General features: G+C 50.7%; 9 protein-coding genes. 3 read left to right on the top strand and 6 right to left on the bottom strand.

Translation table 11 applies throughout. The features are described from left to right. The first annotated feature begins 92 nt into the window (after positions 1-92). From BGL48_RS11460 to rimI, 3 genes are read left to right on the top strand one after another with little or no spacing between them, the layout of a single operon-like run. Complete coding sequence (locus tag BGL48_RS11460; protein ID WP_069362763.1) at positions 93-497, top strand: GNAT family N-acetyltransferase; 405 nt, start codon at positions 93-95, stop codon at positions 495-497. A 13-nt stretch (positions 498-510) separates the two neighbouring features. After that, positions 511-903, top strand: coding sequence for a DNA polymerase III subunit psi (locus BGL48_RS11455; RefSeq protein ID WP_069362762.1), 393 nt, complete (start codon positions 511-513; stop codon positions 901-903). Beyond that, positions 896-1,357: a ribosomal protein S18-alanine N-acetyltransferase gene (gene rimI / locus BGL48_RS11450; protein ID WP_069362761.1), complete on the top strand. Its 462-nt coding sequence runs from the start codon at positions 896-898 to the stop codon at positions 1,355-1,357. Before BGL48_RS11455 ends, rimI begins: the two co-directional genes overlap by 8 nt. Here the strand turns inward: rimI and BGL48_RS11445 are convergent. From BGL48_RS11445 to BGL48_RS11420, 6 genes are all read right to left on the bottom strand, one after another. Beyond that, positions 1,354-3,303 carry a bifunctional diguanylate cyclase/phosphodiesterase gene (locus BGL48_RS11445; RefSeq protein ID WP_069362760.1) on the bottom strand — a complete coding sequence of 650 codons (1,950 nt, stop codon included), beginning with the start codon at positions 3,301-3,303 and terminating at the stop codon, positions 1,354-1,356. The genes rimI and BGL48_RS11445 overlap by 4 nt on opposite strands. Positions 3,304-3,340: 37 nt before the next feature. Beyond that, the gene (locus tag BGL48_RS11440) at positions 3,341-3,943 is read right to left on the bottom strand and encodes an OmpA family protein (RefSeq protein WP_069362759.1); all 603 of its coding nucleotides are present in this window, start codon (positions 3,941-3,943) and stop codon (positions 3,341-3,343) included. Continuing rightward, positions 3,940-5,331: a TolC family outer membrane protein gene (locus BGL48_RS11435; RefSeq protein ID WP_241824138.1), complete on the bottom strand. Its 1,392-nt coding sequence runs from the start codon at positions 5,329-5,331 to the stop codon at positions 3,940-3,942. The genes BGL48_RS11440 and BGL48_RS11435 overlap by 4 nt, the downstream gene beginning before the upstream one ends. Before the next feature lie 25 nt (positions 5,332-5,356). Continuing rightward, positions 5,357-6,751, bottom strand: coding sequence for an HlyD family type I secretion periplasmic adaptor subunit (locus tag BGL48_RS11430; RefSeq protein ID WP_069362758.1), 1,395 nt, complete (start codon positions 6,749-6,751; stop codon positions 5,357-5,359). Then, positions 6,751-8,913, bottom strand: coding sequence for a type I secretion system permease/ATPase (locus BGL48_RS11425; protein WP_069362757.1), 2,163 nt, complete (start codon positions 8,911-8,913; stop codon positions 6,751-6,753). Before BGL48_RS11425 ends, BGL48_RS11430 begins: the two co-directional genes overlap by 1 nt. A gap of 63 nt (positions 8,914-8,976) precedes the next feature. Beyond that, entirely contained in the window at positions 8,977-14,142 is a 5,166-nt protein-coding gene (locus BGL48_RS11420; RefSeq protein ID WP_255377408.1) for an Ig-like domain-containing protein, read from the bottom strand. Positions 14,143-14,162: the final 20 nt, after the last annotated feature.

Here is a 14,162-nt window from a genome sequence, read left to right as displayed (position 1 = left end):
CGTAATCATCAAACACAAACCGCAGTCACCTCTTGCACGGGATCGGGAATCCGTTATTCTGGCTACACCATTTAATAACCACGACCTCTGTGATGATGATTCGTACAGAAGCGCCCGCCGACCTGGTTCGGTTAGACGGTTGGTGGCGAGAGACGCTCATGCGTCCCGTGCAAGCCGATCAGCTTCAACAGCTGCGCGAAACGGGGCAGATCTCGCTTTCTCTCCTGGCGACCGATGATATGGGAGAGATATTAGGGCACATTGCCGTCACCGACGCTCAAACCGCCAATAACACCCAAGAAATTACGTTATGGCATAGCCCAGATGCAAACTTGGTGATGCCGCTGTTAGACGAGGCTGAGTCTACCTTGTTTGAACTGGGCTATAGTCTGTTAAAAATTGCCCCCAGTGACGCCGCCGAACAGGCCGAGTTTGCCCCCTTATACCCGGACGATATTTGGTGGTATAAACAGCTCACCGCCGCGACGTCAACGTGAGAGTCAGCCAACTATGTTAACGGATATCCAGCGTTTACAAGCCATGGATCTCGATGTGTGGCAATTGCGACACCCAGAAATCTACGGCCGTGAACAAGAAGTGATCCAATTGCCTGACCACTGCCAACTCTTGCTGGTCTGTGATCACACTCTCAGCGATCAAGATGCTTGGCTATTTGGCAACATCCTAAAAAGCATGAAATTAAATGCCGAACAGGCTCGCCAACTTCCCCATGCTGCGTTGCCAGCCCTTGGCGAACATCACCTTAGCTGGTGTTGGTATATTGGCTCTGTTGAGGTGATTGTCGATGGCGTGAAAAGCTTGTATTCACAGCCTTTAGCGCAGATGCACGATAACCCTGCGGCTAAGCGCGATCTTTGGCGTCAAATTTGTCAGTATGAGTGATTATCAGATTACCCCACTTGATCACGACGATGTTGTGGCGATCGCCGCCATTGAGCAGCGCGCCCACCTCTTTCCATGGTCAGCCTCACAACTGGCGGTTTCGTCTCATCAGTTTGACCATCACTACGTACTGCGCTTGACCACCGCTCCCTCATGTATCATCGGTTATTTTTATGCACGCTGTATCGCGGGTGAAGCCGAGCTGTTAAATATTGCTATCGATCCGGATTATCAGGGACAAGGGTGGGGATGGATACTTTTAAACGGGATGATAACGACACTACGTCATGCTGGGGCGGACAGTATTTGGCTAGAGGTAAGAGAGAGTAACATGCCTGCCAAAGCACTTTATCAAAAGCATGGTTTCCAAGTAGTTCACCGCCGGCAACAGTATTACCGTTGTGCCGACGGCTGTCATGAAGATGCGTGGATAATGGAAAAACGGCTACCCTAGTCGCGACGCTCGTGACCACCGTGCGCGTGGTCACTATCAAGCCGAATGGGAGGGAGAATATATCCCTGGTACCCGTGGCAGCCCAACTGATGAAAATACTGATGCTGCTCTGATTGCTCAATGCCCGTAGCAATCACCTTAATCTCTCGAGACGCGGCAATATTCACCAACATGCGAATGAACACATCGTCAACATCGCTCGAGGGCTGGCCAAAGCCAATATCGAGCTTCACGTAGTCTGGGTCTATATTTTTAATATAATCGACATTATCCATATCACGCCCAAAGTGATCGACGCCGACCTCAAAGTCTTGCTCTCGAATAATCTCAAACAACGCTCGGCATGCCTGAGGCTCTTGGTGCACTGCCATTTCGCTCACTTCAAACGTCAACTTATTGGCCAAGTAGGTTTTTAACAAAAAGTTTTGTAACCAATCATGGAAGGCTTGGCTTTTAACACTTTCTAACGTCAGGTTGACCGCTAACTTATCCGTAATAGGGTTAGCTTTTGCGTATTCATCAATCCTAGTCAGCACATACTTATCAAACTCTTCACCCAATGCGTACATTGAAATACGGTTCAACAATTGACCCGCAGCCAGCCAACTCTCATCCACCCAAAGGTGGGCATACACTTCTTGGTGCCAATTATGTTGATTATCGCGATGGCGAACCGGCTGGGCATAAAGCGCGAGCGGATTTTTATTCAGCGCATCCAGTAATATCTGCCGCCATTGCTCTCGAGTACGACTGTCAGCTTGCTCGTCAGAAGGCCAGAAATAGACGTCACCTTGGCGCTTAGCCTGTTGTAAGGCATTATCCGCTTTGGCCATCAGGCTGGCCGTATCATCTGTACATGTTTTCGCTAAACCAAGATGAAACCCTTGGTTGACGGGCAAGGCAATATGCTCCAGCTCTTGGTTTATCGCGCGCAACAGTTGCCTCAAGTAGCGACGCACTAAGTGCTCTTCGTCAATTGTCAGCAGTATCGCGATCTCGTTATGACTTAGACGCGCCACTAATTGATGGCTTTGCGCCAGCTCCCCTTGTGTTAACGCTTCTCCTAACAAGCGCCAACACTGATCACGATATTGGTAACCATAACGTGCGCGCAGTCGCGATAACCAAGAGACTTCGATGAGCACGAGCGTACAACCCACGCCGTCTTTTATGTAACTTTGCAACTGATGCTGGAAGTAGCCTCGGTTAGGTAATCTTGAGACAGGATCAACCATCAATTTATCGCGCAAGCGTGCCAACTCGTCTTGTTGTGATTGCTGCACTTTGGCAACTTGCTGACCGGCAAGGTTAAACGCACTTTGTAAAGCCACCAAATCATTGACACGCGTCTTGGCTCGCGCAGGGTGGAAATCACCATGACCTAATGCTTTCAACCGTTTTCGTAGCTCACCCAGTGGAGCCGTCACGCGAAGGAACATGACCGACGCCCCCAAGCTTATCAGTACACTCACTGCCATTAACCCCAAGACGAGCTGTAAAAGTCGATTCCATAGGGCTTCAATGTGACGCTGCGGCGCGATGGCGATGGTCAATTGTGCTAACTGAGTCCAGCCATTGGTTACCGAGACAGATCGGGTACGGGTTGTGAGCCCCGTCAGTTGTATAAACCACCCCGGTGCATCCAGAACCGGAGAGTCGGACTCCCACACTTGACGATCTCCCGAGAGCATAGGCTTGACAACAATCCTCTCCACCTGAGGCATGGTGATAAAGTGAGAAACCAGTTTATTGAGCCTTTGCGTGTCGCCCTGTTCAAGTACCACAGGTAACGCCTCTGCGAGTGACTGGCTTAATAAGCGTGAGTGTTGCTGCTGCTCTCGGTCTATCTGTTGTACGCCAAAATGAAAGACCACTGCCGTGGTCACCAAAAGGATGACCACGGCAGCGGTTATGACAAACGAGAGCACACGTTGATGGAGCGTCATTCCACGCCTCTTTTCATGTCTAGGTTATCGCGCTGAACTATTGCTCTTCTGACGAGTATATCGTCCATCGTTTCTCCGTTACCCCATGTTCGCCTGACACAAATGCTATCACACGGCGATTCTGTTCATTCGCTCGGTCACTCTCGTCATCAATCAACGGTTGGGTTTCCCCAAACCCTTGGGCATCCACACGATTTTTGTCAATATAAAACTGTGTGACTAGCACATTGGCAATGGCTTCCGCCCGTCGCTGAGACAGCGCCATGTTGTATTCTGCATTGCCCACTTTACTCGCATGACCCTCTATCGTCACCCTGGCTTTGGGGTAACGGCGCATAAAGTCCGCAAGGCGGCGAATATCCGCATACTGCTCTTCACGAACCTGGGCAGACGCAGTGGCAAACTGAACGTTGAGTTCAAACGCCTCTTGTTCGATACGCTCATTTGGGCATCCCTCATTGTTCACCTTGGCTTGTTCAACGCTATCACCACATTGATCGCGAGCGGCAATCACGCCGTCTTTATCGCTATCCGTTAAATCACGACCTTGCGTCACAGTGTCTTCCATGGGTTGAACAGCTTGTGGGGCACAGCCACCAAGCAATAGCCCAGTGATTAAAACGCTGGCTAGCTGTTTCATTGTTCACGCTCCTGGCCCGTCAAAGACTCTGTATCCCAACTTGCAGGCATATCGACCCGTAAGGAGGCTAAAAGATCTCCTGTTGCGTTCAAAATACGATACTGCGCATAACGTTCGTCCGCTTCTTTACTCAAGTACTCGCGGCGTGTTTCAAACAGCTCATTTTGCGAGTCAAGCACATCCAACAAAGTACGGGCATTCAAGCGAAATTCTTCGCGATAGGCATCACGCGTATCGGTCGCCGCCTCGACATGTTGACGCATAAAATCGCGTTGCTGCTCAAGATAGGTGCGGGCATTCCAAGCCAGTTTCGCGCCTTCAATCACATCACGATGCGCCATTTCATTAATTTCACGCGCTTCGATAGTCTGGTAAGCCGTTTGTCGTTCACGTGCTCGGTCAGCGCCACCATTAAATAAGTTATAGCGCATGCGCACCATCGCTTGGATATTGTTATTCTCACCGCCAACATCTGGCGGGCCGGCACCGTCTTCTCCCCCGACATTGTCGTTCCAGTTGGCGTCTACTTCTAAGTTGAACTCAGGTAAGTAAGCCGCACGCGAGCCATCACGGGCCGCATTCGCCGCCGCAATATCCGCTTGTGCAGAGCGCAACCTTGGATGTTTTTCTAGGGCTCGCGCCATCAATGTATCCAATGATGATGGTAGCATCGCCTCATCAGGCCTTGGTAGGTGAAGATTCTCCGGCGTCGCCCCCACCATTTTGGTAAACGTACTACGCGCGTCCGCTAAATTATTACGTGCAGACATTAAATTAGCGTTCGCACGCGCTAAGCGCCCTGTGACCTGTGATAAGTCACTGGCTTTGGCAAACCCACCTTCGTTACTTTCTTTGATGGCATCATAAATCTCTTGGTGGTTCTCCAAGTTTTTCTCCGCCAGTGTGACCACCTCATCGGCGACAAGCACATCTAGGTATACTTTTGCCACCTCCAACGCCTTGTCTTCAGCCGTCGCGATCAGTGCCCACTGTTCAGCCGTCGCCTCATTCTCGGTGCGAGAGACCTCGTTTTGCGTACGGAAACCATCGAAAAGTACCTGACGCAACGACACGCCCAGCTCACGGCGCGTCAAGTCAACCTCATCGTCAGTGGTCGTGTCACGACGTGTCGCGGGGGTATCGGTGCGCTCCCAGCCCACGCCTGCCGTTGCATCCAGTGTGGGATAATAGCCGGCTTCGGCTTGCTCGATAGCCTGTTCTCTGGCTTTATACCTTGCAAACGCTTGACGGATCTGCGGATGAGATTCCAAAGAGCGCGCTACCGCTTGCTCTAAGGTTTGCGACATGGCTGCCGGCGAGCTTAAGCTCATTGCCAGGATAAGCGTCGCAACACGCTTTTTTTTGACCACATGCGAGAAATTCAGCACGTTATTGCTCCTATTAGTCTATTTCTCAGCGCTCACGTAATGCGTTTTCTTTTGCTCGTAAGATAGGATTAAGTATGTATTCCAGTACTGTCCGCTTGCCGGTTATAATATCCACCGACGTCAACATGCCAGGGATAATCGGCATCGGTGTGCCATCCTCCCTGGTTAAGTGTGATGATTCCGTTCTTATCCGTACTAAATAAAAGCTATTGCCTTCTTCATCCTGCGTCGTATCGGCACTGATATGCTCGACGGTGCCGTCCAGGCCGCCATAACGGGTAAAGTCATAGGCGGTCACCTTCACAACGGCGGGTAACCCCGGATGCAGGAACGCAATATCCTTTGGCAAAATTTTTACTTCGACGAGCAGCTGATCTTCTGTCGGCACAATTTCAATCACATCTTCGCCCGGGTCAACAACCCCACCGAGGGTATTGATATGTATTGTTTTCACCGTGCCATTAACCGGAGAGGTGATAACCGCTTTATTCACCTTGTCTTGAGCACCCACTTTCGCTTCTGTTAATCGAGATAGCCGCGCTTCCGTTTCACTCAGTTTAGCGCGTGTTTCGCTGATAAATTGCAAAGCAGCTTCGCGGCGTTTCAATATCGCTTCATCCAATGAGGCTTTTATCTTTGGCCGTGAAAGCTTTAAGTTGGTTAGCTCACCGTCCATATCATTGATCTGTCTCTCTAGTTTGAGAAGTTCCACTTCTGAGACAATCTTCTTTTCCACCAAAGGACGTGTGATATTGATCTCACGCTGCATAATTGACATCGAGTTGGTCAAGGTTTTTATCTTAGAGGCGACCTCTTCCAGCGCTTGCCTTTTTTGTACGATTTGACGCGCTTGGATCTCTAATTGGTTGCTGAGACTCTCTAGTCGACTGCGGTATTCCGATTTTTGTCGCGCGACCAAATTCGGTTTTCTGCTGGTTAATTCGTTAGGAAATGTCATCGAGCGCATGGTGACATCGATCTGTTGTTGCCACGGCTTACTGGCCGGCTGTAGCGTGACACTGTCAAGCTCATGGTACATCCGCGTCACCGACGCGCGCAGGCTATCGACCTCTTGCTCTTGCTGAGCCAGATCGGAGCGAAACCGCGTATCATCAATACGCGCCAAGGGCATGCCTTTTTCAACCAGCTGACCCTCATCGACATACATCGCCTGTAAAATACCGCCATCCAGGCTCTGGATAAGTTGAACATGGGAGGGAGGAATAACTTTGCCATTACCACGGGTGACACGATCAAGCTCGGCAAAAGCGGCCCAGACAATAAAACTGACGATAAGGAGCAAGGCCACCCAAACCACCGCTCGGTATTTAAGTGGCGTGTCTGTCATCATGGCGCCATAAACATCATCGACCATGTCGAGATCAGTGGGTTGACTCGTTTTTTTAACCGGCTTGCCCATTACACACTTCCCTTGTTGAGCTTGCTCAACACCTTATCGCGCGGGCCATCCATCACAATGCGACCTTTATCCATCACAATCACACGCTGCGCCATGTTAAGGAGGGCCATATTGTGTGTCACCATCACCAGTGTTCGTGATTTGGCTGCGACCTCCATCGCTTTAATAAACTGGTTTTCGGCGTGTGCATCTAGGCTAGCCGTCGGCTCATCCATCACCAGCATGGGGGGTTCGTTAAGTAATGCTCGCGCCAAGGAAACCGCTTGCCGTTGGCCACGAGACAGTCTTTCACCGCGCTCCCCGACTTGTTTATCTAAGCCTTCATGATCTTGCGCAGTAAACAAGCTCACGCCTGACAGCTGAACCGCACGCATCAGTTGGTGCTCAGTCACCTGGCGCGTCCCAAACATGATGTTTTCGCGAATAGTGCCGTGGAACAGCGTCACATCCTGCGCCAAATAGCCCACGTTGCGACGCAGGTCTGAAGGGTGTATCTGGCGACTATCAACGCCATCAAACCGCAGGCTACCTTGGTGGGGCTGAAAAAGCCCCGCCAACAGCTTCAATAAGGTGGTTTTTCCCGAGCCATTCTTCCCCAAGATAGCAATCACTTCGCCCGGTTGAATCCGAAAGTTAAGTGGGTACAGCGCAGGCTTTTCCGTCTCTGGATAATTAAAGGCTAGGTTATCGGCACTGAGTTCACCTTTAAGGCGCTTGCGACTGACAAGGTGCCCTTTATCGGCAAATTCGTCTTCTTGCTCCATCATCGCATTCAGCTGCCGGAGCGAGGTGCTAGTTTGATTCCAACGGTTGAGTAAGCTGGCCATTTGCGCCATCGGTGACACCGCGCGACTAGAGAGCATCACTGCCGCGATGATCCCACCCATGGAAATGTCGCCATCCGCCACCCGGTATACCCCCAGGATCACCACGGCAATCGCCATCATCTGGGTGATGAAGGTGGCAATGTAAGAAACATTGTTGGTGATTTGTTTGACTTTAAAGTTCCAATTCGCCGTATGCGCGGTCATTTGTTGCCAGCTACGCTGTACAATCCCTTCCGCCCCACTGGCTTTAACGCCCTCTAACGCCGAGAGGCTTTCTATCAAGTGGCCATGGCGTTCGGAGGCGTACTTGTTACTCTCTTCAATAGCGGCACGCAGTTTGGGCTGAACGGAAATGGTATAACCCAAAATCAATAAACCAGCCACAACCGGGACGATCGCGAGATCCCCAGCCACCAAATAGATAATAGCGACAAAGAAAACGGCAAAGGGTAGGTCCACTAAGGTAGTGATGGTGGCTGAGGTCAGCATATCGCGTACCGAGTCAAACTCACCCAGTTGCTTTGCGGTTGCACCGACACTGTTTCCTCGGTTAACGAGCGGTGTCCCCATCAGCCGCGCGAACAGACGGGAGGAGACGATAATGTCAACCTTTTTTCCCGCCATATCAATCATATACGAACGAAGCTTGCGCATTAAAAAATCAAAGCAATAAGCAAGCGTCGCGCCACTGGCTAACACCCACAAGGACTCAAACGCCAAATTAGGGACGATTTTGTCGTAGACGTTCATCACGAAAAGCGGCGAGACCAGCGCGAATAAATTTACCAGCACAGAGGCTAATAACGCATCACGATAGATAGGTGCCGCGTCTTTAACCGTTTGCCAGAACCAATGGATCTTATTGTCATGCAGATGTAAGTCGACTGATTGATCGCCGCGGTACTGGCGCTTGATCAAAAAGCAGTAGCCCACATACATCGACTCGAGCGCTTCGAGCTGCATGGTTTGTTCACCACCATTTTCTGGAAGCTGAATTAATGCAGTACCGGCTTCATTATCGATCTCACGTAATACACAGGCTTTTTGATCCGCTAACAGTATCACGCAAGGGAGCAATAGCGGCCCTAAATTATCCAAATTACGGCGTGACAAGCGTGCAGCAAGGCCCGCTCGACCCGCCGCTTGCGGAAACATATCCGGGGTAAGTAGTGCATTGGTCATCGGCAGACCCGCGACCAACGCATCACCCGAACAAGGTGTACCATAGTGTTCGGTAAGCAATACCAAACAATCCAGCAAGGGATCGTCGGTAGGCTGCTCACCCGCGGCTATCTTCCATTGCACGGATTGATTGTTATTTGATTGGTCAGTCACTTACGTCTCTCTTTTGACCGAAAAATAGCAGGCAGCGACATCATAGCCGCTGCCTGATGGCGATTACCAGTCCGCCGTATCCACTTTGATCTCTAGGTCTTGGCTATCTCCTACTGAAAGTTCAGCATTATCATCATTTTCAGTCAATCTTAGCTCCCCTTCTTGGCCACCAATCAAGGTGTTGATCACCACTTCTTGCTGACCACCGTTGGTAACGACGCTCAAGCTTTCAATGTCAATCTGCTGATCCATTTGGCTATCACCATCGGCATCAAGGCCAATCGTCAAGGTACCCTCAGCCTCATCATTGTCAGTGGTTTGCCATGAAATAGATACCTGCCCATCTTTAATGAGCTGGGTTAAATCCTCGACAAACGCGAGGGTGTCTTGCGTGTCACCTTGATTGTCAAAATCGACAATGACATCGGTTTCCGTCCCATCGCCATCGGCAGACGATGGCATATCATCCAACGACCACTGGAATTTATCGCTACCGGTGCCTCCGATTAAGGTGTCTTCACCTCGCCCACCAATGAGGGTGTCATCACCGCCTTGACCGTAGAGGATGTCATTACCTTCTCCACCCTCTAGGGTATCGTCGCCACCGCGGGTATCCCCTTCGACATTAAACAACGCGTGGTTGTCCTTAATGTACTGATACAGCTCGATATCGGATGGCTCATGACCCTGGGACGCTTCAAGGAAGACTTTCAGCCCCTCAAGTCCCGCGCCATCGGGTAGGTCAGCAGGTCTTTCTGGATTTCCGTCGATACCCCACGGTAAGTTGTCGGTATTCACCGAATCACCAAAGAGCACATCATCGCCCTCATTTCCAGTGACTTGGTCACTCCCCATACCGGCAATATTACGAATAGTTTCTCCACCTTGTAACGCAACATCTAATTCGTCGCCAGAGTGAACGATATCAACGCCAGAGAATACAACATTGCTAATCGTCGCGTAGGACTCGAACAGCCCATCTCCGTCGATATACTCGACCCGTAGTTGGTAGTCACCTGGTTCTACATCGATCCTAACCGTCTCTTGGGTGCTATTAACTACCCCAGACTGTTCCCATTCTCCTGTGTCACGATTGAGGATATGCCATCTGAGTGACCCTTTCGCTTCACCCAAAAGCGATGAATCAATATCAACATCAAACGTAATAGTGCTATTTTGCGTTGCCGAAAAATCGTTGCTATCCCAGTAAGGGTTACCTTTAGCTCCCCAGTTATCATCATCGACCAGATTTAAGCGATCGCCCGATATTTTAACTTCGTCTCGGTTATCACCTGCCGCGGTTCCATTTAAACCATCGCTAAAGTCAAATATCACTTTTTCCGGCTCAGCCAATGTATTATCAAACTGCTCTAAAGTTGTCGTCGAGATCCCATCGCCAATACCAATAGCATTCACGCTAGCCAAGTTGGCGAGTGTCTCGAATGCCGCTGCGTTGTTTGACGGATTGCTATTGGGTTCACCATCAGTCAGGAAGAAGGCGAGGTTTTCAGTGTTAGCCTGGCTGACACTTTCAAACCATCCAGACGCTTCTTTAAAGCCCTCATCATAATAGGTATTACCCTCAGCCGACATTTGCGCAATTTGCGCCTTTAATCCATCAACACTGTCGAGTTCTAAATTAAAACTGTTACCCGTCGCCTCACTGTTAAACGCAACAAGGTTCACGTTGACCGGACCATCATGGTTCGCTAATAAATCGACTAATTTCGTCAGTGACTCTTTTACTACATCAAGGCGGCTCGGCTCGCTGTAACCACTGCCTGTGATCGATTCATCCATACTCCCTGAGCGGTCGATAATCAACGCAATGTTATAAGCTTGTCCCGGCACCGTTTCAATGGTGAAGCCACCGGTATCTCCCATCACGACATCATCGCCAGAGCCACCACTCACTTGGTTATCAGCGTTCGGAGAGGATGCCGGCAAGCTCGTCATACCCGGCTGGGTAGTGGCATACTCAGGCAAATCGACAGGCGCACCATTATCGACCTCAGCGGCACCAACGGTCACCGATAAATCAGGGGCACCTCCCTCTGGCAACTCAAGCGTGACCGAGAAGCCAGCATCTGAGCCTGGGTTAGGCTGCAGTGCATCAATCGGCACTTGCCAGTCACCTGAATCAAGCTGCTCGCCATCTGGTACGCTGCCCCCTTCAGAGATGCCCGATATAATCACTGATGTGATTTCTTCAGAGTCATCGTTGTCGTTCAACGTCACATCAACATCCAGCTGGACAATATCCGCGACTTTGGTCAGCTCGCCGTTATCTACTTGATATTTACCATCGGCAAAGTAGATGGTTTCCACGGAATAAAAGTTATGACTCGAGCCTAAATTATCCTGGTATTTCAAGCTCAAGACAGCATCATTTTGCGGCAGTAGCAGTTGATAATCGTCATACCTACCTTGTAGATAGGCGACATCATTCCCATCTCCACCATAATATGCTGTTGTCGCATTAGGGTTGCGCGACACAAAGACGTTATCACCGCTAGATGAAGGGATCCCTGCGTATCCATATAAGAAATAAGCGCCATTTGCCGTTCCTGCGACAATCAGGTCGTTACCTTCGCCACCGGTGAGTGTTACAGAGCCACCTCCGATGCCAGTGTCAATAACGATTTGGGCATAGTCCTCAGATGATCCACCGTTATGCTCCTCAGCATAATCAATTAATCCATCCGCTGGATGCGCGCCGTCAGGTAATTCAGACAATGAAGCCGACACCGACAAACCGTTCGAGATCGGCAGCACCGAAATTGGAATCTCTTCCGTAACACTCGCTGTGTCATCATTGCCAGTCTCCGTGCTGGTTGCCGTGACTTGAAGATTAACCTCGCCCGCAAATTGCTCAGGCACCGAGATCGAAAGGTTCGACAAATCCCAATCTTTGATAGAGACAGAGCCATTTTCGACAATCACTTCCTGATTACCGTCGGACAGTATAGAACCTTCAGGAATATTACCTAACGTGAGGCTCAGCGTCTCAGAGCTATCTTGATCTACCAAGCTTGCATTAATTGGTGGTAACTTAATCGGCTGGCCAGCATGCCCTTCTTCTCCTGGTTTATTGAGGGTGTAGTAGCCGCCTTTGTCATCTCCGTCGTAGTTCTTAACGCTTAAGCCACCGTCTTCTAGCGCATCGACATTGGGCGCAAGATTAAAGTTGCTGGTATTTAAGTCAACGGCATCGCCACCGCCTACGGCGACTTTAATGTCAAACCCGCCCTTGCCATTCTGGTTGTGGGTATAAACATCTAACGAATAATAGCCACTTTCTGATGGCGTAAATTCGCCATTGAAATAGCTCGATCCGCTTTCGCCTCCTGGGCCTGGGGATGTACCTTGACTACCCCAGCGACCCTCGGCAATCACTTCGCCACCAATGACGATGGCAGCACTGTCATCCGCATAGCCGCCAAAGCTGTAGCTTTTACCTGCCTCTAGGTAAATCAGCCCTGAGGTCAGCATCGCCTGATCACCGTCTAAACCTGAGTCGGTATCAACGGCAACGTCTTCGGTTGTCGATGTAGTATCTGCGTCCCCGGCACTGTTCATCGCATTCAACAGGGTTTCAGCATCGACACCGTTTCCTTCCCCATTTGGCTCGCCAACGTCAACTGAATTCCAGGTTGAGACATTAAGATTCGTGGACACAAGGTCCAGATCAAGCTCGCCTAGTGATAACTCAGGCGCATCAGCCACAGGCGTCACACTAATATCGAGTGTCGCTTCCGCGGTATCGCCATATTCATCTTTAACGGTGTAGGTGATAACCGGTACGTCACCACTCCAATGCTCTACCGGCGTAAAGGTATAATCACCATCCCCGCCAATGGTAATTTCACCGACATCAGCGATCGCGACTGACTCGCCAGCGGGGTGAGTTTCAGTTTGACCAGTAATGGTGAAGGAAGTGACGGTAAGCGAGTCACCATCGGTATCGGTTGCATTACCGTCGTTTAGCACATTACCCGTTAATTCGACATCTTCATCTGTCGATGCCGGTACGTCGTCTGAATCAGGCACTGAGTTTATTCTCGCGCTGTCGCTGCCTTCTGCCGAGGTGTTGCCGAACTGGTCTTCCAGCACCGCTGTCACCTCGAGGGTTTCACCTTCCGCTGGCGCATCGAACGAGCTCGCGACGCTGCCGTTGTCGATGTCGCTCTGCTCCAACACGATCTCGTTGGTGGTGGGGCCATCGCTGACGCGGATGGTGTCACCGGCCACCGCTCCGGCTGGCAAGCCGACTTCAACGTCGACCTGGCCTTCAAGCTCGTCACTGCTGATCACGCCATCATCGTTGGCGTCTTCGACAATATCGACAGTTGGCGTGAAGAGTTCATCGATATTCTTGTCATCGCCATCTATATTGATCGATTCAAAATCACGCAGCTCAACACGATCTCCGGTGTCACTGTTTTCAACAATGATGTAACCATTGTCATCTTTGCTGAACGATAGGCTATCGACACTCGTATTAAATACAGCCTTGTCATTTCCTGCACCGCCGTCAATGACGAGTTGATCGTTAGCATCATCAGTAATGATATTAACCGTATCGTTACCGGCACCAGTTAAGACATAATCATCCCCAGTTTCGGTATTAACATTCGCCCCGTTACCGTGCCAGTAATGCACCGACTCTGAGGGTTCGCTCTGATTACCGGCATCATCACTTTGCACCGCCTCTAGACGAACATTTTCGTTAATGCCAATACTGGCAATATCTTGTAGAGCAACAGTCCACGAACCGTCTGCCTCCACAGTTGCCTGAGCAAGTGGTGTCCCAGTCTCACCTTCGAAATAAATCGAGATCGTCTCACCAGCCTCACCCGTGCCGTGCATAGTGACATCGCTGTAATCACTATCCGCTGAGTCATCGGTGATGTTGGTGATGACTGAGCGTGCCTGGATCTTGGTTTCAACCGTGTGCGTCGAGGTCGCGGTGGTTTCAACCGTATTGCCCGCGTCATCCGACGAGCTCACGACCACCTCGAACTCGGTGTCCGCCGCCAGGTCGCTGCCGGCCACGTCCACGCTCCACTCGCCGTTTTCATCCACGGTGGTGGTGTACTCGGTGCCGTTGATGGTCATGGTGACCTGATCGTTTGCGGCGATGTCGCCGCCGCTCGCGCTGCCGGTGACCGGGATGGTCTCGCCCGCTTCTTGCGCGTTGATCACGTCATCGTTGGTGATGTCGTTCACGCTGACCGTGCCTGCATCCG

Origin of the sequence: Salinivibrio sp. SS3 (genome assembly GCF_001722105.1) — a bacterium.
Taxonomy (GTDB): Bacteria; Pseudomonadota; Gammaproteobacteria; order Enterobacterales; family Vibrionaceae; genus Salinivibrio; species Salinivibrio kushneri.
The sequence above is the reverse complement of the archived record's forward strand: the minus strand, read 5'-3'. Positions and strand labels throughout refer to the sequence as shown.

Excerpts from the sequence above, each read along its gene's own strand:
- BGL48_RS11455 (WP_069362762.1), top strand. The coding sequence starts at position 511 with ATGTTAACGGATATCCAGCGTTTACAAGCCATGGATCTCGATGTGTGG.
- BGL48_RS11440 (WP_069362759.1), bottom strand. The coding sequence starts at position 3,943 with ATGAAACAGCTAGCCAGCGTTTTAATCACTGGGCTATTGCTTGGTGGC.
- rimI (WP_069362761.1), top strand. The coding sequence starts at position 896 with ATGAGTGATTATCAGATTACCCCACTTGATCACGACGATGTTGTGGCG.
- BGL48_RS11445 (WP_069362760.1), bottom strand. The coding sequence starts at position 3,303 with ATGACGCTCCATCAACGTGTGCTCTCGTTTGTCATAACCGCTGCCGTG.
- BGL48_RS11430 (WP_069362758.1), bottom strand. The coding sequence starts at position 6,751 with ATGGGCAAGCCGGTTAAAAAAACGAGTCAACCCACTGATCTCGACATG.
- BGL48_RS11460 (WP_069362763.1), top strand. The coding sequence starts at position 93 with ATGATGATTCGTACAGAAGCGCCCGCCGACCTGGTTCGGTTAGACGGT.